18 protein-coding genes are annotated in these 19,842 nt (G+C 67.8%); 3 read left to right on the top strand and 15 right to left on the bottom strand.

What is annotated here, in order from left to right; genetic code table 11:
* Positions 1 to 43: 43 nt before the first annotated feature.
* Genes mdcH through G5S35_RS19000 form a run of 8 tightly spaced genes read right to left on the bottom strand, consistent with a single transcriptional unit; the run spans position 44 to position 7,178 of the window.
* Positions 44 to 979 carry a malonate decarboxylase subunit epsilon gene (mdcH, locus tag G5S35_RS19035; RefSeq protein ID WP_110328448.1) on the bottom strand — a complete coding sequence of 312 codons (936 nt, stop codon included), beginning with the start codon at positions 977 to 979 and terminating at the stop codon, positions 44 to 46.
* Positions 976 to 1,680, bottom strand: coding sequence for a malonate decarboxylase holo-ACP synthase (locus tag G5S35_RS19030; protein WP_183039458.1), 705 nt, complete (start codon positions 1,678 to 1,680; stop codon positions 976 to 978). Before G5S35_RS19030 ends, mdcH begins: the two co-directional genes overlap by 4 nt.
* Entirely contained in the window at positions 1,680 to 2,504 is an 825-nt protein-coding gene (gene mdcE / locus G5S35_RS19025) for a biotin-independent malonate decarboxylase subunit gamma (RefSeq protein WP_183039418.1), read from the bottom strand. Before mdcE ends, G5S35_RS19030 begins: the two co-directional genes overlap by 1 nt.
* Positions 2,501 to 3,376 (bottom strand): biotin-independent malonate decarboxylase subunit beta, encoded by an 876-nt coding sequence (locus tag G5S35_RS19020; protein ID WP_183039417.1) that lies wholly within the window; start codon positions 3,374 to 3,376, stop codon positions 2,501 to 2,503. The genes mdcE and G5S35_RS19020 overlap by 4 nt, the downstream gene beginning before the upstream one ends.
* A 2-nt stretch (positions 3,377 to 3,378) precedes the next feature.
* Positions 3,379 to 3,705, bottom strand: coding sequence for a malonate decarboxylase subunit delta (locus G5S35_RS19015; protein WP_074986702.1), 327 nt, complete (start codon positions 3,703 to 3,705; stop codon positions 3,379 to 3,381).
* The gene (locus G5S35_RS19010) at positions 3,693 to 4,682 is read right to left on the bottom strand and encodes a triphosphoribosyl-dephospho-CoA synthase (RefSeq protein WP_183039416.1); all 990 of its coding nucleotides are present in this window, start codon (positions 4,680 to 4,682) and stop codon (positions 3,693 to 3,695) included. Before G5S35_RS19010 ends, G5S35_RS19015 begins: the two co-directional genes overlap by 13 nt.
* Before the next feature lie 5 nt (positions 4,683 to 4,687).
* A complete protein-coding gene (gene mdcA / locus G5S35_RS19005; RefSeq protein WP_183039415.1) occupies positions 4,688 to 6,370 on the bottom strand; it encodes a malonate decarboxylase subunit alpha in 1,683 nt (560 codons plus the stop codon).
* Positions 6,354 to 7,178: a GntR family transcriptional regulator gene (locus tag G5S35_RS19000; RefSeq protein WP_074986700.1), complete on the bottom strand. Its 825-nt coding sequence runs from the start codon at positions 7,176 to 7,178 to the stop codon at positions 6,354 to 6,356. Before G5S35_RS19000 ends, mdcA begins: the two co-directional genes overlap by 17 nt.
* Positions 7,179 to 7,380: 202 nt before the next feature.
* Between G5S35_RS19000 and G5S35_RS18995 the strand changes: the two genes are divergently transcribed.
* A complete protein-coding gene (locus G5S35_RS18995; RefSeq protein ID WP_074986699.1) occupies positions 7,381 to 8,679 on the top strand; it encodes an MFS transporter in 1,299 nt (432 codons plus the stop codon).
* A gap of 18 nt (positions 8,680 to 8,697) precedes the next feature.
* Here the strand turns inward: G5S35_RS18995 and G5S35_RS18990 are convergent, their stop codons facing one another.
* Positions 8,698 to 9,642 (bottom strand): DMT family transporter, encoded by a 945-nt coding sequence (locus G5S35_RS18990; RefSeq protein ID WP_183039414.1) that lies wholly within the window; start codon positions 9,640 to 9,642, stop codon positions 8,698 to 8,700.
* Between the two features lie 115 nt (positions 9,643 to 9,757).
* Here G5S35_RS18990 and G5S35_RS18985 point away from each other — a divergent pair, with 115 nt between their 5' ends.
* Complete coding sequence (locus tag G5S35_RS18985) at positions 9,758 to 10,627, top strand: LysR substrate-binding domain-containing protein (RefSeq protein WP_065059429.1); 870 nt, start codon at positions 9,758 to 9,760, stop codon at positions 10,625 to 10,627.
* Here G5S35_RS18985 and G5S35_RS18980 read toward each other — a convergent pair.
* The 6 genes from G5S35_RS18980 to G5S35_RS18955 all read right to left on the bottom strand — a co-directional run bounded on the left by G5S35_RS18980 (position 10,615) and on the right by G5S35_RS18955 (position 18,554).
* A complete protein-coding gene (locus G5S35_RS18980; RefSeq protein ID WP_124261373.1) occupies positions 10,615 to 11,682 on the bottom strand; it encodes an ABC transporter ATP-binding protein in 1,068 nt (355 codons plus the stop codon). The genes G5S35_RS18985 and G5S35_RS18980 overlap by 13 nt on opposite strands.
* Positions 11,679 to 13,316 carry an ABC transporter permease gene (locus G5S35_RS18975; protein ID WP_183039457.1) on the bottom strand — a complete coding sequence of 546 codons (1,638 nt, stop codon included), beginning with the start codon at positions 13,314 to 13,316 and terminating at the stop codon, positions 11,679 to 11,681. Before G5S35_RS18975 ends, G5S35_RS18980 begins: the two co-directional genes overlap by 4 nt.
* Before the next feature lie 53 nt (positions 13,317 to 13,369).
* Complete coding sequence (locus G5S35_RS18970; RefSeq protein ID WP_183039413.1) at positions 13,370 to 14,389, bottom strand: iron ABC transporter substrate-binding protein; 1,020 nt, start codon at positions 14,387 to 14,389, stop codon at positions 13,370 to 13,372.
* A gap of 115 nt (positions 14,390 to 14,504) precedes the next feature.
* Positions 14,505 to 15,812, bottom strand: coding sequence for an iron uptake transporter deferrochelatase/peroxidase subunit (gene efeB, locus G5S35_RS18965; protein WP_183039412.1), 1,308 nt, complete (start codon positions 15,810 to 15,812; stop codon positions 14,505 to 14,507).
* A gap of 2 nt (positions 15,813 to 15,814) precedes the next feature.
* Entirely contained in the window at positions 15,815 to 16,981 is a 1,167-nt protein-coding gene (locus tag G5S35_RS18960) for an NHL repeat-containing protein (protein WP_065059434.1), read from the bottom strand.
* A 100-nt stretch (positions 16,982 to 17,081) separates the two neighbouring features.
* Positions 17,082 to 18,554, bottom strand: coding sequence for a carbohydrate porin (locus G5S35_RS18955; protein WP_074986696.1), 1,473 nt, complete (start codon positions 18,552 to 18,554; stop codon positions 17,082 to 17,084).
* A gap of 399 nt (positions 18,555 to 18,953) precedes the next feature.
* On the opposite strand from G5S35_RS18955, the gene G5S35_RS18950 reads away from it, so the two are divergent.
* A complete protein-coding gene (locus G5S35_RS18950) occupies positions 18,954 to 19,829 on the top strand; it encodes an arylamine N-acetyltransferase family protein (RefSeq protein ID WP_124261375.1) in 876 nt (291 codons plus the stop codon).
* Positions 19,830 to 19,842 lie beyond the last annotated feature (13 nt).

Below are 19,842 nucleotides of genomic sequence, written 5' to 3'. Positions count from 1 at the left end.
TGCACGTCGGCGCGCGGTCGTGTACGCAGTTGTGTAGCGACCGCTATTCCTCGCCCAGCCGCCGCCTGATCGTCGCGACAAGCCGGTCGAGCGGCAAGCTCGCGGCGCTGAGCGCGGTCACGTCCGGAACCTGCTCGCGCGCGATATCGGTGAGCACCTGGCCCGGCGGCGCTTCGACCAGCACCGTCGCGCCCGACTCGATCATGACCGTGAGCGCATCGAACCAGCGCACCGTGTGGCGCATATTGGTGGCGAGATCCGCACGGATCGCATCGCCGCTATAGAGCGGACGGCCGCCGCGATTGTCGATGTAGACGCCTTCGGGCGCACGGAACGGAATCTCGCGCGACCACGCCACGAGCGCGTCCGCCGCGTCGGTCAATAGTTCGCAATGCGAAGGAACGGACACCGCGAGGCGTTGCGCCTTGCGCGCGCCTGCTGCGAGCGCGAGCGTGGCAAACGATTTGAGCGCGGCATCGGCGCCCGCGACGACGATCTGGCGCGGCGCATTCACATTCGCGACGTAGACGCGTTCGCCGGTTTGCGCGGCGAGCGTCTGCGCGAGTTGCTCGACTTGCGTTTCGCTCAGGCCGGAGACAGCGCTGAGGCCATAACCCGAAGGCCACGCGGCTTCCATGAGTTCGGCGCGCTTGCGCACCATGCGCAGCGCGTCGGCGAATGCGAGCGCGCCGCAACACACGGCCGCCGGATACGCGCCCACCGACAGGCCCGCGCTGAACTGCGGCGTCAGTCCCGCATGCGCGAGCGCGCGCGCCTGGGCGACGCCCGCGACCGTGAGCCCGATCTGCACGGCGACCGTCGATTGCAGCGCCTCGGCGCTGTCGAGCGCGAGCACGTCGCTGCCGAGCACCGACGAGGCTTCGTCGAGCGTCGCGCGCACGACGTCGTGTTCGGGTAGCCGATGCAGAAAGCCGGGGCTTTGCGCGCCCTGGCCGGGAAACAGGCAGGCGAGCGTCATAGAGAGCTTGCCGATGACGCCGCGTGCCACGGATCGGCGACGAGCCGCGCGCCGTCGCGCGCGCGCAAAAGCACGCGCGCTTTACCCATCGTGAGTTCGGCCAGTGCGACGCCGCCTGCGGGCGTTTCCAGTTGCGCATCGACGCGCGTGCCCGCAAGACGCGCGGCCTCGGCGAGCGCGTCCGCGAGCGCATGCAGGCTGGCGGGATCGCCGCGCTGCGGTACACGGATCAGCACGTCGAGATCGCTCGATGCGGTGATCGTCGGCGTCTGCGTGGCGAGTTCGAAGCCGACGCTGCCCGCCGGTCCCCACACGTAGCCGCTCAGCGCGTCATGCGCGCGCAAGGCGGCGAGCGCGACGAACGCGGGCTGGGCGGCGCGTTCCGGCGCAGGGTCGCAATCGAGTAGCGCTTCGGGTGAGACAGATGCTTCGATATCCTGAACAGAAATCCACGTGCCGTAGCGCTCGGCGCGCGTCGCGCCGCGCACGCCCGCCGCGACAAAACCCGCCGCCGCCTCGGCGCGGCGCACGACCGCGAACGGCGCGCGCGCGAACGCCGCGCGGACCCACGCCGGTTCGTCGTCGGATTCGGCGAGCCGCTTGAGCCGCAGCAGATCATGCGCGCGCCAACGCACATCGCTTGCACCCACGCTCGCGCGCACTGCGCTGGCGGCGAACGGCGGCGCGGCGCACACGCGCATCAGTTCGCGTCCCACTGTTGCGCAAGCCGCTTGCGCACTTCGATCGACGCCGCGCGCGTGCGCTGCGCCGCCTCGCCTTGCAGACGATGTGCGAGACCGCTCGTGTCGCCGCGCGCTTCGTGCACCTTCTGCGCGAGCACGTCGCGCACGCGGGCGATCTGCGCGTCGCTGGGCGCGTCGGCATCGACGTCGCCGATCAGTTCGTCGAGCAGGCCGAGCTTCGCGAACGAGGCCATCGAATACGACATCGGCACGATCTTTTCGCCGAGCGCGTCGAGGTCTTCGACGCTGCGCCGCGTGACGCGCGCCGCCGCTTCCTTGCCCATCGCGTGGACCATCGTGCCGGGCGCGTCGAGCGCGACGATGCGGTTGGCCTGATAGCCGTGCGCGAGAAACGCGCCTGACATCGCAGGCCCGACGATCAACGCGACCACGGGATGACCGGCCTGCCGCGCGCTCGCATAAGCATCGACGGCGGCGGCGCACGCGAGATGAATGCCGAGCATTTCCTCGCGATAACCATAAGCCTGACTCTTCACGTCGACGATCGCCACGATCGGGCGGCGCGTGCCGCTCGCCTTGTCCGCGTCGATGACGTCGCGCACGGCTTGCGCAAGACGCCAGCCCTGTTCGAGCCCGACCACGTTGTCGCGCGCGCGAGGAAAACGGTTGTTCGCATCCGGCGCGACGGTGATGAAGCGCGCGGTCTCGCCGCCGAGCGGCGCGTCGTCGTACTGCACGCACGCGCCGTGCGCACCGTCCGGCTGCTGGCCCGCGAGCGCGCGCAGCCAGCGTGCGCCGCGATTCAAGGTCGATTCGCTCATGCGGTTTCTCCGTGCGTGCGCGAGGCGTTCAAGGGCGACGGGCCGAAGACGGCGCGCATCGTGTCGGGCGTCACGGCGGCGGGATCGATCTGCGCGAGCTTCGCGAGCGTGGCCGCGACCTGCCCGGTGCGATGCGCCGCCGGCACGCCCTGCGCGAACGCAGCGCGCACGGCGTCGCGCACATCGTCGACGGCATCGTCCACGAGCGCGTCCGCAAAGCCGGTGCGTGCGCGCTGCTCGCCGCCGATCAGTTGCCATACGCGGCGTCGGTCGCTGGCGTCGAGTTCCTCGATGCCTGCTTCCTGCTCGATCACTTCGGGGCCGTTCATGCCGAGGCGGCCTTGCTTCGTCATCACGAGATACGAGCACAGACCGGCCGCGAGCGACATGCCGCCGAAGCAGCCTACCATGCCCGCGATCACGCCGACGACCGGCACGTGACGGCGCAGCGCGACGATGGCCGACTGGATTTCGGCGATCACGGCGAGGCCGAGGTTCGCTTCCTGGAGCCGTACGCCGCCGGTTTCGAACAGCACGACGGGGCGCACGATCTTGCCGCGCTCGCAGTCGGCGAGCGCGAGTTCGAGCGCCGCCGCGATCTTGCTGCCCGAGACTTCGCCGATGCTGCCGCCCTGGAACGCCGACTCGATCGCGGCGACCACGGCGGGCTGGCCGTCGATGGTGCCGCGCGCGATCACCGCGCCGTCGTCGGCCTGGCAGACGATGCCTTGCAGCGGCAGCCACGGCGATTCGATGCGGTCGAACGGTCCGAGCAATTCGCGGAACGTGCCGGCGTCGAGCACGGCGGCGGCGCGTTCGCGCGCGCTCAACTCGATGAAGCTGTCGCGCAGCAGTGCGGATTGATTAGCCATGCTCACGATCTCGCTCCTTGCGCGCCGTTCTGCGCATCGTCCTGCGCGGCCTCGACGGCTTCCGCGAGCCGCAGCGCCACGACGCCGGGCGTCGCGCCGAAGTCGTTGATCTCGATGAGCGCCGCGCCGTCGTAGCGCGTGAAGAAGCGGTCGAGCACGCTCTTCCAGATGTGGCTGTAGCCGTCCACGCTCGTGTGCACGACCACGCGCGCCTGCATGTCGGCGGCGGGCTGCAGCAGCACTTCGAGATCGCCCGAGCCGACCACGCCCACATGCGCGCGCGTGGTCACGGCGCGCTGCGCCGGATAGTCGAATGTCAGTTGTTCCATGAAACCGTCCTCCCGCCGATGCGGTGCTGAACCAGTCTGTCGATGAAGAGCGTCGCGGCGAGCAGATCGGCCGCGCCGCCTGGCGATGCGTTGAGCGCGAGCAGCGCGCGTTCGAGCGCGTCGAACGCGTGTCGGCCCGCGCGCGTGGCGATGCCGCCCGCGTCGCGCACGCGCTGCGCGCCGGCTTGCGCGGCTTCGCGTCCGGCGAGGCCCGCGCGATGCAGCACGCAGGTGTCGTCGAGCGAGGCCATGATGGCGAGCAGGGCGTCGACGCGAGCGGCGGCTTCGTCGTCGCCGCGCGCACGCGCGTCGTGCAGCGCGGGCAGGCCGACGCGCAGCACGTGCGGGAAGCCGTTTTGCGCTTCGCCGCGCGCGCCGCCCACGTTGTAGCGCTCGCGCACGCGCTCGCCGTTGCTGCGGGCGGGCTGCGCGAGCAGGTCGTCGAAGCGCGCGATATGCGCGGCGGTTTCGCCGATGCGGGTGGCGTGTGCATACGCACTGTCGTCGACGGCGGGCGTGTGCACGATCGCCGCGCCCGCGACCAGCAGGCCCACGATCCAGATCGCGCCGCGATGCGCGTTGCTGCCGGCGGTCGCGCGCATCATCGCCGCTTCGCCCGCGCGGCCGATGCGCGCGAGGTCGGTGCGCAGCGCGGTGCCGGGCCGTGCGCCGGACGAAGCGCGGGCGAGCGCGGCGAAGGTCGGTTCGAGCGCGTGCGCGGAGCGCAGCATGATCGCCAGGTCGAGGTCGACGTGCGCGCCGCTGCCGCGTGCATCGACGAGCGCGGGCTTCGGCGTGAGCCGTGCTTCATCGATCAGCGCGTCGCGGGCGAAGCGCGCCAGTTGCGCGTCGGGACGCAGCGCGCTTGCGTGAGCACTTGCGTGAGCGCCTTCGTGTACCACGTCGGATGCCGTATAAGGCGCGCTCTCAGCAAGCGGCGCAACAACAGTCGGCGACGGATTCGATTGCGTGCGCATCGCGCTCACCAGCTGCGAAAGCGCGCGGGCGGCGTGTACAGACCGCCCGACCACGTCACCAGATCGTCGATGCTGCGCGCGGCGAGCAGCGAGCGCTTGGCCTCGCCGCGACGGATGCCGAGATCCTCGGGGAACTGCACGATGCCGCGACGGCGCAATTCCTCGGTCTTTTCGGGCTTCGCGCGCAGGCCGATCGGCGTCACGCCCGCGACGGCCGCGAGCGACGCGCGCCGCTCCTCGATGCCTTCCGCGCGATGCAGATGCGCGATGCCTTCCTCGGTGACCACGTGGCTCACGTCGTCGCCGTAGATCATCACGGGCGCGACCGGCATGCCGCTTTTCTCGCCCACGGCGATCGCGTCCAGTTCGTCGACGAAGGTCGGCTCGCCGCCTTTCTTCCACGTTTCCGCGAGCTGCACCACGAGTTTGTGGCCGCGCGACACCGGGCCCGTGTCCTTGAGCAGCTTGAGCCACGCTTCGCTTGCATGACGGCGGCCGCGCGGATCGTGGCCCATGTTCGGCGCGCCGCCGAAACCGGCGAGACGCCCGCGCGTGACGGTCGACGAATTCGCATCGGCGTCGATCTGCAGCGTGGAGCCGATGAAGAGATCGACCGCATATTGCCCGGCGAGCTGGCACAGCACGCGGTTCGAGCGCAGGCTGCCGTCGCTGCCGGTGAAGAACACGTCGGGGCGCGCGGCGATGTACGCCTCCATGCCCACTTCGCTGCCGAAGCAATGCACGCTGTCCACCCAGCCCGATTCGATGGCGGGGATCAGCGTGGGATGCGGATTGAGCGTCCAGTTGCGGCAGATCTTGCCCTTGAGGCCGAGCTGTTCGCCGTAGGTCGGCAGCAGCAGTTCGATGGCGGCCGTGTCGAATCCGATGCCGTGATTGAGCGCGGTGATGCCGTAGGGCGCGTAAATGCCCTTGATGACCATCATCGCCGTGAGCACCTGCAGGTCGCCGATATGGCGCGGGTCGCGCGTGAACAGCGGCTCGACCGCGAACGGGCGATCGGCCTGCACGACCACGTCCACCCACGAGCCCGGAATATCGACGCGCGGCAGTTCATCGACGATTTCGTTAACCTGAACGATCACGATGCCCTGGCTGAACGCGGCGGCTTCGGCGATCGTGGGCGTGTCTTCGGTGTTCGGGCCGGTGTAGAGATTGCCGTGGCGGTCGGCCTTTTCCGCGCAGAGCAGCGCGACCTGCGGAATCAGATCGACGAACATGCGCGCGTACAGCTCCACGTACGTGTGGATCGCGCCCACTTCGAGCTGACCGTCTTCGAGCAGTTGCGCCACGCGCAGGCTCTGCGGCCCCGCGAACGCGAAGTCGACGCGATGCGCGATGCCGCGCTCGAACAGCGTGAGGTGTTCGGGGCGGCTGATGCTCGAAATCAGCAGATGAATGTTGTTGAGCTTCGCGGGATCGGTTTTGGCGAGCGAGCGCGAGAGGAAGTCGGCCTGCTTCTGGTTGTCGCCTTCGAGCGCCACGCGGTCGCCGGGGCGGATCAGCAGTTCGAGCGCGTCGGTCATGCGCGAGGCGGGCAGCACGCCGTCTTCGAGCCAGCCGGAAATGGCGGCGAGGCGGCGCGCTTTCTCGTCGCGGCGCGTGGTCCACGAGCGCGGCGCCGGGCTGGCGTGAGCGGGCGAGGCGGAGGTGTCAGCTTGAGGCTTCATCGGGAGTTCGGCTCCGTGAGCGGGAGGATGCGGGAGACGCAGGAGAGGGCGCGCGCGCTTTCTTCGCGGCGGGCTGCGCCGCGGCGCGTTCGGCCTGTCGATCAGTCAGAAATTGGTAGATCAGCTCGCCGGTGCCGAGCAGATGCGCGGCCACGAGCGCCTGCGCGGCAGCGACGTCGCGGCGCTTCACGGCAGCGAGAATTTCGGCGTGTTCGGCATCGGACTCGCCCTTGTAGGCGGGAAAACCGAATTTGAGCCGCAGATAACGCTCGCCGCGCCGATGCAGCGTGACAAGCATGTCCATCAGTTGCGGGCGGCCTGCGGGCGCGTAGAGGCTCATATGGAAGTCCTCGTTGCGCGCCACATACAGCGACGGATCGCGCTCGCGCTTCGCGGCGGCGGCCAGCGCGCTCACGTCGCGCAGCGAAGCGGCCGTGTGATTCGGAATGGCGAGGCCCAGTGCGAGGCTTTCGAGCGCCGAGCGGATCTCGTAGATCTCGCGGGCCTCGTCGCGCGACAGCGAGGCGACGCTCGCGCCCTTGTTCACCTCGATGCGCGCCCAGCCTTCGCTCGCGAGCTGGCGCAGCGCCTCGCGCACGGGAATGGCGCTGACCGAGAAATGCCGCGCGATCGCGTCCTGGCGCAGCGGCGCGTCCGGCGCGAGCGTGCCTTCGACGATGGCGGTGCGCAAGGCGTCCGCGATCATGCGCGAAGTGCTGGTGCGAGGCGCCGCGAGCGTCGGCAATCCGTTTGCCGACCCCTCCGTCGCGCTGCCATCCAGGGGAAAACCATTCGTTGCGTCGCTCATGAGATCAAATATTATATATAAAACGACAAGGGCGAAAGCCTCGCAAACCCGCAAAACGCGCAATACAGAATAGACGGGGAAAGCAGAAATCGGGGGCTCACAGGGAGTTCTTGAAGAGAGCCGGCCACAGTCCGGTTCGCGTTCCGCGCCGCGCTTTCAATCAGCATTCAGGGCGCGCGGCATCACAGGAGAGAGGAGCATCATGAATTCGATTACCGAGCCCGCCCGGCGTGCTCACAAGACGCCGCTGAACCGCTCGCAGATCGCCGGTTTCTGGGGCGCCTGGGCCGGGTGGACGCTCGACGGCATGGACTCGTTCATCTACGCGCTCGTGCTCACGCCCGCGCTCACCGAATTGCTGCCGCATTCGGGCTATGCCGCGACCGCGCCGAACATCGGTCTCGCGGGCTCGATCCTGTTCGCGCTGTTTCTCGTCGGCTGGGGGCTGTCGTTCATCTGGGGGCCGCTGGCGGACCGCTTCGGCCGCACGCGCGTGCTCGCGGGCACCATCTTCATGTTTGCGATCTTCACGGGCTTGTCGGCGACCGCGCAAAGCGTGTGGGCGCTCGGCATCTACCGCTTTCTCGCGGGCGTGGGCATCGGCGGCGAATGGGCGCTCGCGGGCACCTACGTGGCCGAATCCTGGCCCGAGGACCGGCGCAAGATGGGTGCGGGTTATCTTCAGACCGGGTATTACGCGGGTTTCTTTATCGCGGCGGCGCTGAACTACACGGTCGGCGTGCATTTCGGCTGGCGCGCGATGTTCCTGACGGGCGCGATTCCGGTGGTGGTCGCCATTCTCGTGCTCACGCGCGTGGAGGAGCCGGACAAGTGGCAGAAGTCGGACGCGAGCCAGGTGCATCACGGCCATCCGCTGCGCGAGATTTTCAGCGCCGGTTATCGCCGCCGCACCGTGGTCGCGTGCGCGCTGCTGACGATTGCGATCATCGGTTTGTGGGCGGGCGCGGTGTATGAGCCGTCAGCGGTGATCCAGCTCGCCACGCGGGCGGGCGCGAGCAAGGCCGAGGCGATTCGCACGGCGTCGATCGCCACGGGCATTCTGTCGATCGGCACGATTCTGGGCTGTCTCGCGCTGCCGCCGATGGCCGAACGCATCGGCCGAAAATGGACGCTGGCGATCTACTTCGCGGGCATGGCGGTGACGATCGCGGCGAGCTTCGGCTGGGCCTATTACCTCGAAAACGGGCTCGTGCCGTTCATCGCCATTCTGTTCGTGCTGGGCTTTTTCGGCGGCAATTTCGCGCTGTTCAGCCTGTGGCTGCCCGAGCAGTTCGGCACGCGCGTGCGCGCCACGGCGTTCGCGTTCTGCACGTCGTTCGGACGGTTCGTGGGCGCGGGCGTGAACTTCCTGCTGGGCGCGGCGGTGCTGCATATGCACACGCTCGGCGTGCCGGTCGCGCTCACGGCGATCGCGTTCGTGGTCGGCCTGCTGATCATTCCGTTCGCACCCGAAACGAAAGGCGAAGTGTTGCCGGGCTGAGCGCGTGGCCCTTAGGGGTCAACGCCGTTTGAACGCGAGCCTCGGCGGCAACAGACGCCAGCCGAGATTGACGCCGAGGCTCGCCGTGACGATCAGCACCATGCCCGCGAGTTGCGGCACGCTCAGCGCGCGGCCGTAGACGATCGCGTCGACGGCGATGGCCGTGAGCGGATACACGAACAGCAGCACGGCGATCACGGGCGTCGTGAGCTTCGGCAGCGCGCCGTAAATCAGCACGTACGACAGCCCCGTGTGCAGCACGCCCATCCCCACGAGCCAGCCCCATTGCGGCGCCGAAATGTGCGTGAGTTCGAGCGGCGCGACGAACGGCGCGATCAGCGGCAGACACAGCGCGCCCACCGCGCATTGCGTCAGCGTGAACAGATGCGGACGCAGTTCGCGCAGACTCTTCGCGATCAGCGTGACGCTCGCATAGAGCACCGATCCGCCGAGCGCTTCGGCCAGACCAATCAGATAGCGTGGATGATCGGCCACCTGGCTTTCCGCGAGCACGCCCGAGGCGAGCACGAGTCCCACGAACGCAATCGCGATCCAGCCGAGCCGGTCCGCGCCGAGGCGCTCGTGAAAGATCGCCGCGCCGATCAGCACGACCCAGAACGGCTGTACATGGAACACGACCGTCGCGACCGCGATGCTGGTGCGATGGATCGAATCGAAAAAGCCGACCCACTGCGTCACCATCAGCACGCCCGAGATGAACGCAAGCGCGAAGGTGCGGCGCGTGAATTGGCGTGCCAGTTGGCGCGGCGCGAGCCAGCCTTTGCACGCGCAGTACGCGGCGAGCGCGAGCATGCCGAACAGGCAGCGGAAGAACACCAGCGTGAGCGCGCCGAGATGCGCCTCTTCGACGAACACGCCGATGGTGCCCATCAGCAGGCCGCCGCCCGCGAGCATGGCGACGCCCTGGCGGCTGTTGTGAAGATCGGTTTGCGCGGACGACATCGGCAGAAAACGCTTGAAAGCGAAAGCAGGTTGAAAACCGTTTCAGTATTCGCGAGTTGCAGGGTATCGGCAAACGAATTAAATTGAACAATTCCATCAATCTGGCTGATGAATCATGAACCCCGAGTTCGATCTCGATCTCTTGCGCAGCTTCGTGGCCGTCGCGGACGCGGGCAGTTTCACGAAGGCCGCCGTGTCGGTACATCGTTCGCAGGCGGCCGTGAGCATGCAGATCAAGCGGCTGGAACTGATGCTCGGCACCACGCTGTTCACGCGCGATACGCGCAATCTGGCGCTCACGCGGCCCGGCAACACGCTGCTCGAATATGCGCGGCGCGCGCTCGATCTGCAGGAGGAGGCGTGGTCGGCGCTGGTGCGGCCCGAGGTGACGGGGCGCGTGGTGCTCGGCGCGCCCGACGATTACATGGCGGCGCTGCTGTCGCCGGTGTTAAGGCGCTTTTCGACGCTGTACCCGCATGTGGAGATCGAGATCGTCTGCGCGCAGAGCGTGGCGCTCGGGCCGATGCTGGCGGACAACAAGATCGACGTGGCCTTCGTGACGCGCGACAAGCAGATTCGCGGCGAATTCGTGCGCAGCGAGGACATGGTGTGGGTCGGTTCGCCCGACGATCCGGCGCCGCTCGCGATGTCGCCGCTGCCGGTGGGGCTCTACGAGCACGGCAGCGTCGCGCGCGCGCATACGGTGGCGGCGCTCGACGCGGCGCGCATCCGCTATCGCGCCGCGTTCAGCAGCGCGAGTCTCACGGGATTGATGGCGACGGTGGAGGCGGGCATCGCCGTGGTGGCGCTCACGCGTTGCAGCGTGCCTGCGCGCTTCGCGGTGCTGGGCGAGGCGCAGGGGCTGCCGACGATCGAGCCGCTCGACATCGTCGTGGCGCGCAGCGTGAAGTCGAACCGGCCGACCTGCGATTACTTCGTCGAGCAGATGGTTCAGGATCTCTCGGTGCGTCGTCAGCGCGGATAGACGCTGACTTCGCCGCCCACCGCCACGCGCACGCGCTCGCCCGGCTGTGGCGTGCGAAAGCCCGGCACGCGCGCGCGGATCGGCGTGGGCGCTTGAGCCGGATCGAGCTGCAATTCCAGCGTGAGCGCGGCGTCCTGGCCCTGGAACGTGACGTCGCGCACGCGCGCGTCGAGCGCGCCGGGGCGCATCGCATCGTGCGGCAGGACGTCGATCTGTTCGGGGCGCAGCATCACGTCGACGTCGACATTGCCGGGCGTTGCCGGCGTGTCCTGCGCGAGCGGCAACGCGCCGAGCGCGCAATGCGCGAATCCCGCGCTGACGCGCCCCGGCAGCAACACCGCTTCGCCGACGAAGGCCGCGAGTTCGCGCGTGACAGGCCGGCGGTACAGCGTCTGCGGCGCGGCCGTCTGCACGAGCCGCCCATTCAACAGCACGGCAACCTCATGACCGAGCGAGAGCGCTTCCGCCTGATCGTGCGTGACCAGCACGGCCGTCGCGCCCGCCGCCGCGAGTGCGCGTGCCACGGCGGCGCGGGTTTCCACGCGCAACGCCGCATCGAGCGACGAAAACGGTTCGTCGAGCATCACGAGACCGGGCGCGGGCGCGAGTGCGCGAGCCAGCGCCACGCGCTGCTGCTGTCCGCCCGATAACTGCTGCGGCGCGCGATGGGCGCAGGACTCGGGAAGCCCGACGAGTTCGAGCAGTTCCGACACGCGATGGCGCGTGCGCCGCTGCGCGCGCGGCAGGCCGAACACGATGTTGTCCGCGACCGAGAGATGCGGAAACAGCGCGCCTTCCTGCGGCACGTAGCCAATCCGACGCTGTTCGGCGGGCAGATGCAGCGTGTCGTCCGCCACGCGCCGTCCGCCGATCTCGATGCTGCCCGCGTCGGCGCGCTCGAAGCCGCACAGCAGGCGCAGCAGCGTGGTCTTGCCGCTGCCCGAGGGGCCGAGCAGCGCGAGCAGCGAGCCGGACTGCACCGTGAGATGCACGTCGTGCAGCACGGGATGGCCGTCGAAGGCCTTGGAAACGCCGGCAATGCGAAGTGTGCTCATGGGCGCGAGGAATCGGATGAAGAGGGCGGGCCGGCCTGCGCGGCGAGCGCCGACTTGCCCGCGAAGGCGAACAGCAGGCCCGAGGCCGCGAGCGCGAGCGCCGTGAGCAGCGCCGCGTAGGGCGCGGCGGCGGCGAACGCGAGCGTCGAGGTATCGGACCAGACCTGGGTGGCGAGCGTGTGCGTGCCGATGGGCGCGAGCAGCAGCGTGGCGTTCAGTTCGGTGACGACCGAGATGAAGACCATCGACGCCGCCGCGCCCAGACCCGGTCCCGCGAGCGGCAGCACCACGCGCCGCAGCGTCGCGAACCAGCCGAGGCCGAGCGCGCGCGCCGTCTCTTCGAGACGCTGCTGCGCCTGCAACAGCGCCGCGCGCACGCTCACGAGCGCGAGCGGCAGAAACAGGATCGCGTAGACCACGATCAGCAGCGTGGTGCTCTGATAGAGCGGTTCGAGCGCGCGCACCGCGAGCGACACGATCGCCAGCGCGATGACGAGTCCCGGCACGCCTTGCGCGATGAACGCCGTGCGTTCGAGAAACGTCGCCGCGCGGCCCGGATAGCGCGCGAGCAGATACGCGAGCGGCAGCGCAAGCAGCGTCGTGAAGACGGCGGCCAGCAAGCCGAGCCGCAGCGAGGCGAGCGTGGTGGAGAGCAGCAGTTCGGTCGAGACGTCGGCGGGCGTGATCGCGGCGGCGCCCGGCTGGGTGAGCCAGTAGCCGATCATCGCCAGCGGCACGCCGAGCGTGCCCACGTTGAGCGCGACGAACGCGAGCGCGACCGGCCAGCGCCAGCGGCCCAGCGCGAGACGGCCGGCCGCGCGCCGCGCGCCGCGATCGACGCGTTCGTAACGCGCGCGGCCCCGCACGCGGAATTCGAACACGAGACACACGAGGCACAGCAGGATCAGCACGCAGGCGAGCAGCGAGGCGCCGCCGCCGTCGAAGCTGGTGCGATATTCGGCGTAGATCTCGGTCGTGAACGTGCGAAAGCGCAGCAGCGTGAACGCGCCGAATTCGGACAGCACGCCGAGCGCGACCAGCAGCATCGAGCCGAGCAGCGCGGGGCGCAATTGCGGCAGCACCACGCGCACGAAAATCGCCCAGCGGTTGCAGCCGAGTGCGCGCGCGCATTCTTCGAGCGCGGGATCGAGCCCGCGCAGCGCGGCCGCCACCGGCAGATAGACGAGCGGAAAATACGCGGTCGTGATGACGATGAACGCGCCGAGAAAGTCCTGCAAATCGAGGCTCAACGACACCCACGCATAGCTCGTGATGAACGCGGGCATGGCGAGCGGCGCGGCGGCGAGCAACGCGAACGCGCGCCGTCCCGGCAGATCGGTGCGTTCGACGAACCACGCGACGGCGGTGCCGAGCACGGCCGACGCCAGCGTCGCGCTGGCGGTGATGCTGAGCGTGTTGACGAGCAGTTCGCCGACGAGCGGACGGAAGATCAGCTCGGCCGCGTCGGCGAAACCGAACGACAGCGCGCGCCAGAATGTCAGCGCGAGCGGCAGCAGGACCAGCAGCGGCCCGAGCGCGGCGGCGAGAAACAGCGCGCGCGGCGCGCGGCGGCGCGTGACGGCCCGCGCCGCGATGCCGGTCCGGTCGAGATCGGCATCGGCCTGATCCGGCATCGCGCGCGCCGAGGTAAGGGCTTCACTCACGATCGATTCGCCATCCTTGCGAATTACAGCAGGCCCGCCTGACGCAGCAGACGGCCCGCCTGGCTGTCGTCGCCGAGTTGCTGGATCGTCAGCGCGGGCGGATGCAGCTGATCGAACGGTTTGTTGATCGGATCGCCCTGCACGCCCGGACGCAGCGGATATTCGAAGCTGATGTGGCCTTGCGCCATCAGCTTCTGCGCGCGCTCGCTCACGAGGTAGGCGAGAAACTTCTGCGCGCCGTCCGGGTTGTGCGCCGACTTCATCGCGGCGGCGCCGGAGACGTTCACGAGCGCGCCCACATCGCCGTTGGCGAAATGCGCGACGGCGCTGCGCGTTTTCTTGTCGCCGAGTTCCGCGTGCAGACGGTCCCAGTAGTAGTTGTTGATGATGCCGGTCGCGACCGCGCCGCGATTGACCGCCGCGACCACGCCTTCGTCGTCGTCGAAAATCTGCGCGTTGGCTTTCAGGCCCTTGAGCCATTCGAGCGTGGCCGCTTCGCCTTTGGCGGCGAGCACGGCGTCGACGAGCGGCAGGAAGTCGGCGTCGCTCGGCGCGATGCCGACCTTGCCCTTCCACTCGGGCTTCGCGAGATCGAAGATCGATTGCGGCAGTTGCGCGGCCGGCAGCTTCGCCGTGTTGTACGTCAGCACGTTTTCGCGCGCGGTCACGCCGACCCACTGTCCGGCCGGCGAGTTGTAGTGCGCGGGCACTTCGGCGAGCGTCGACGGCTGCACCGGCGCGAGCAGGCCTTTCTCTTCCAGCAGCATCAGTTCTGGCGAGTTCTCGGTGAAGTAGACGTCGGCGGGCGTCCTGTCGCCTTCGGCCACGAGTTGCGCGGCCAGCGCCGGACCTTCGCCGCTGCGGATCTTCACGTCGATGCCGGTCTGCTGCTCGAAGTCCTTCGCGAGCTGGTTCACGACCTGCTCGTGCTGGGCGTTGTAGAGCGTGATCGAGGCGGCGTGCGCGCCCAGCGGCAACATCCCCGCCACGGCGAGTGCGAGGGTGGCGGCGCGCAGCGGCGCACCGGAAAAGATCGTCTTCATGTTGGTCGTCTGTCGTTGTTGCTTGTTGTCGAATGAATCCGTGGTGCTGCCTTGTGTCGTGCTGCTTGATGTCGTGCCGCGGTCCGGCGCGCGTCGATGCGCCCGCCGGATTGCGTCATGCCTCGAACAGTTGCGCGCCGATGTACGAGCCGGGTTTCGCGCCCGGCGGGCACGCGAACACGGCGCTGCCGACGTGCGTGGTGAACTGGTTCATCATGTCGAACTTCGCGAGCTTCTCGTTGATCGGAATGAAGCCCGTGCGCGGGTCGGCCTGGTGCGCGATGAAGATGAGGCCCGCGTCATATTCGGTTTCCTGACGCCACGGCGGCCAGCGCTCGATATAGAAGTTCGTGCCGTCGTTGTACGAGTACGAGCGGCGCAGGATCTGCGCACCGTTGTTCGACGCGCGATTCGAAAGACGCACGTGCGAGTTTTCCGGAATCAGCGGATTGCCGTCCTTGTCGTTCGCGGTGAGATCGACCGTGTCGAATTCCTTCGCCTGGCCGATGGGCGCGCCGCTGTACTTGTGACGGCCGAACACCTGCTCCTGGAAGCCGAGTTCCATCTGGTCCCAGTGCTCGATCGTGATGCGGATGCGGCGCACGACCGTGTAGGTGCCGCCTTGCATCCACGGCGCGTCGGCGGCGGTGGCCCAGACGAACTCGTTCATCGCCTTCGGGTCCGAGGTCGGCGGATTGTTGGTGCCGTCCTTGAAGCCCATCAGATTGCGCGGCGTCTGATTGCGCGGACCGGACAGAAAGCCCGCCTGGCCCCAGCGCATGTGCAGCTTGCCGTAACCCTGGCGCGCGAGCTGGCGCACCGCGTGGAAGGCCACTTGCGCGTCGTTCGCGCAGGCCTGCACGTAGAGGTCGCCGCCGGTTTTCTCGGCCACCAGCTGATCGCCGTTGAAGCGCGGCAGATCGACGAGCGCGGCGGGGCGCAGATGCGCGAGGCCGTAACGGTCCTTGCCTTCCGACATGAAGAGGCCGGGACCGAAGCCGAACGTCACCGTGAGCGCGGCCGGGCCGAGACCGAGCACGTCGCCGGAATCGGGCGCGGGCGCATCGTCCTTGCCGTTGTCGAGCGAGGCCGCCGACTGGCCTTGCGTCATGCGCGCGGCCATGTCGGTCCACTGGCGCAGCAGCGCGATCACGTCGTCGCGCGAAGTGGTCGCGAGATCGAAGGCCGCCACATAGGTATGCGCCTGCTGCGGCGTGACGATGCCGCCTTGATGCGCGGCGTAAAACGGCTCGACCGCGCTCATCGGATCGACGGCCGGCGGCGCGCGATGCTTCGCTTCGGCGGCCTGCGTCAGGCCGCTTGCGCCAAGCGACGCGCCAGCGGCCACGGCCGCGCCGCCGGCCTTGAGAAAACCGCGCCGCGCGGGACGCTGCGGGCGGTTGGGGTTGTCGTCGGAGGACATGATTATTTCGCCAGCACGAGAGTGTTCACGTCGTCTTCCACGTAGTAGAAGCCGTCGCCCGCCGGTGTCATCGCAATGCCGAACAGGTCGCCGTTGCCCGGGGGCGTCTGTGCCTTGTCGGTGTCGATCCAGCGTGCGTAGAGTTGCTTCGCCGCGACCGGGTCGATCTCGACGACCTGGCCGTTGAGCGCGTTGGTCACGAGCAGGTGGCCCTGCGGCGTGGTGATCATCGCGAGCGGGCGGTGCAGCAGGCCGTCCGCAGTCAGTTGACGGCCCACGCCCGCGCTCGTGTCGCGCGTGGTCGGATCCTCGATCACGTTGATGCGGTTGCCGATCGCGTCGGACACATAGAGCAGCTTGTTGTCCGCGGACAGCGCAAGGCCGGTCGGACCGACGAGGAACACGCCGCGGTCGGCGCGCGCGCCGAAGCCGCTCGCAATCACCGTTTCGCTCTTGACCGTGGGCGGCTGGCCGTTCGGGATGTCGAGTTCCATGCGCAGCACGGTGGCCTGCTTGAAGACCGGCGGCTCGCCGTCCGGGCCGAGGTCGGTGCCGCCCACGCCGAAGCCCGCGTTGCTCACGAACAGCGTGGCGCGATCGCCGTTGTCGATCACGGCCATGTTGCCCCACGGGTCGTTGATGTTCGGGCTGCTGATGGCCTTCGCGATCTTGCCGTTGCTGTCGAGCACGATCAGGCAGCCCGCGCCCTTGGTGTTGGTCGTGCCGTCGTTGCTCGGCGTGCTGCCGACGATCACCCAGCCCGACTTCAGCATCGTCATCGCGGTCGAGAGGCCCACGCCGCCGGGACATTCCTTGAGGTCGCGCGGAATGGTGGCGAACAGCGTCATCTGCTTCGTGTCCGGGTGATAGTCGACGATGGTCGATCCCGTGCCCTGCATGTTCGACGCGTTGTTGAAGTTGTCGATCAGCACGTCGCCCTGTTTGACGGTGCCGGCGCTCACCGGCGCGACGAAGATCGCATACGGATTCTGGTCGCCGTTATCGGGCACGGTGTTGATGAGCGTGGTCTGGTGCTTGACGATCTCCAGCATGCCGGGCTCGCCCGCATGAACGAGGGGCGCGCCGAGCAGCGCGGTGGCGGCGAGCGCGAGCGCCGCGCGGGTGGCGTGAGCCGAGCACAGCAGGAGCTTGCGCGTGGCGTGATTCATTGTGTATTTCTCCGTGCCTCGCGCGAGCACGCGCACGCACGGGCGTGCGCGGCGGGGTGGCGTGAGGGCTTGGGGTTAGACATGGTGCGAATGGCGTGGATCAGAACGTGATGGTGGTGCGCACGCCGAGCACGAAGGTGTTGCGCAGCGGCTGGGTCGCGTCGTTCGGGTTCTGGCCCGCGCCCGCGTTGAACGTGTATTGCGCGTCGGCCTGAATCTGCCACCACGGTGTGACTTCGTATTGATAGGTCGCTTCGAGCGTGGTTTCCTGCGTGCGCACGCCGTACGGTCCCGTGTTGAACGTGCGGTAGTCCATGTCGAGATCGTGCACCGCGTTGCTGACCTTGATGTACGTGACGGCGAGACCGACGCTGTCGTTGTCGCGGCCCTTGAACGGCGCTTTCATCACGACGCCCGCGTTGGCCGAGAAGTCGACGAGGTTGCGGTCGCCCGGCGCGCCCATCACGCGCGCGAACACGCCGATGCTGCGCGGTTCGTCGGGATCGGGACGCCACACCATCTGGTCGGCGACGGCGTAGATGCTGTAGTTGCCGCGATGCTCGGCGGCGATGCCGGTGCTCGCCGGGTTGTTGAGCGAGAGGCCGGTGTTGTCGTAATGCTGGTCGGCGAACGCGTTGCTGTTGTACCAGAAGCCGATCTTGTAGGTGCCGGGCAATCCTTGACTGTCGGCGCTCACGAGTTCGCCTTCGGACGGCTGATTGATCGAGTACTGCAATTCGCCGATCACCAGCGCGCCGTTGTGCAGATTGAAATTCGTGCCGCTCAGATTGTTCGGGTTGTTGCCGAGCGGATCGCCGTCGAATACGCCGATCAAACCCGTGAGCGACGGCGTGATCTGGCCGCGCACGCGCACGCCGAGACCGGCGAGCGGATACGCGGGACCGCCCGAGGGCATGTCGTACGAAGGCAGCGCGGGCCAGCCGAACATCGTGTTGACGAACAGCGCCGCGTACTGGCTCGTGATGAATTCCTGATCGATACTCTGCTGACCGACCTTGATGTCGAGCTTCCTGTCGAGGAAGGACTGCTGATACCACATCTCCCACAGACGCGTGGTGTCCTGCGCCTCGATCCCGCTCGCCGTGTTCAGCGTGCCGAGATAGTTCGCGCTCAGGTTCGAGCCGTGAATCTGCAATGCGCTGATGTTGAACAGGCCGCCCGGAATGCCGAGCGCCTTGCTCGTATCGAGCTGCAAGGTGGCGGTGGTGAGACCGTCATAGGTGCCGCCGCGATTGAGACCGCCGCGCACGTTCGCGAGATATTCGCTGGTTTCGGTCAGGTCGAATGTGACGCCGTATTTGCCGAGCCACGGACGCAGCCCGCCCATGTCGCCGAGCAGATTTTCGCGCGACCAGATGCCCGTGAAGAAGGTGGACGGTTCCGCCTTGATCGAGAGATCGGCCTCGGGCGCTTCGGGTTGCGCGTCGGGGTTGCTGCTCGTTTGCGCCTGCGCCGCACCGCATGCGAAGGTCGCGCACGCCGCCCACAGCGCGAGTCCGCGCAAGGCGGGCGCACGCCGTCCGAACGCACCGTCTGTCCGGTTGAGTTTCATCGTATTCCTTAATTATTTAATTCTTCGCCGAGGGATCGAGTCGCGCATGCGCTGGTGTTGGCGCCTTAATTCCTGAGTCTTCAAGAGTCTCCAAGACGCCGCCATCGTACTCAGCGATATCTTGAAGGTCAACACAAATGAGAATGATTCTCACGATGATTACAGGGCGTAAGGGCTGTGTTTACGATTACCTGTCGACGTGAATTCGGGCGATAAAGAAAGGTTAAAAAAGGCGATTCTGTATGACGAAAGAAGTCGCTTATCATCGACGTAATTCGCGCACTTAAAACGCGTTTGCCGTGGGTGTCTGCAATGTGCGAAAGCGATGCGCTATGGCAATGCGCGCCGCTCGCGTCACCCCGACCTCATACCTTTCATTTTTAACGCCAGGCTGTTTCCATGTCCGACCAGGATTTCAAGCTCGATCTCGATCGTTATTTCGCCCGCATCGGCTACGACGGACCGCGCGCCGCGACGCTCGACGTGCTGCGCACGCTGCATCGTCTGCATCCGTGCGCGATACCGTTCGAAAACCTCAATCCGTTTTCGGCGCGCGGCGTGTCGATCGCGTTGCCCGATATCGTCGCGAAGCTCGTCGACTCGCGGCGCGGCGGCTATTGTTTCGAACAGAACACGCTGTTCGCCCATGTGCTGATGCAACTCGGCTTCGCGGTGGAACCGCTGGCGGCGCGCGTGCTGTTCGGTCAGCCGAAGGACAGCGCCTCGCCGCGCACGCACATGCTGCTGCGCGTGCAGGCCGAAGGCGAGGCGTGGCTCGTCGACGTGGGCTTCGGCGGCGCGTCGCTGAGCGCGCCGCTCGCGTTCGCGCAACGCGGCGAGCAGGCGACGCCGCTCGAACCCGCGCGCCTGACGCCGAGGAACGAGACGAGCGTGACGAATGGCAAGAACGCAACGGGCGCGCGCGAATGGACGCTCGAGCACTTCGACGGCGAGGCGTGGGGCGATGTGTATCGCTTCGAAGACGCGCCCGCGCTCTGGTGCGATTACGAGGTGGCGAACTGGTACACGTCGGCGTCGCCGCAATCGTTCTTCACGGACTGCCTGATCGTGTGCATCGCGCGCGAGGGCCGTCGCGCGATTCTCTTCAACGACCGCTACACGGAGCGCGACGTCGCCGGCCACGCGACGCATCGCACGCTCGCCAATGCGGGCGAACTCGACGATTGCCTGACGACGCAATTCGGCATCGACACGTCGGGCTTCGACATGCAGGCGAGTTTCGCGCGCGTGCAGGGACGAGGCGAAAAGCGCTGAACCTCGCGGGAGC

It is taken from the genome of Paraburkholderia tropica, from assembly GCF_014171495.1.
In the GTDB taxonomy this organism is placed as follows: domain Bacteria; phylum Pseudomonadota; class Gammaproteobacteria; order Burkholderiales; family Burkholderiaceae; genus Paraburkholderia; species Paraburkholderia tropica.
Note: the sequence above shows the minus strand (reverse complement) of the source record. Positions and strands in the feature narration are given on the sequence as shown.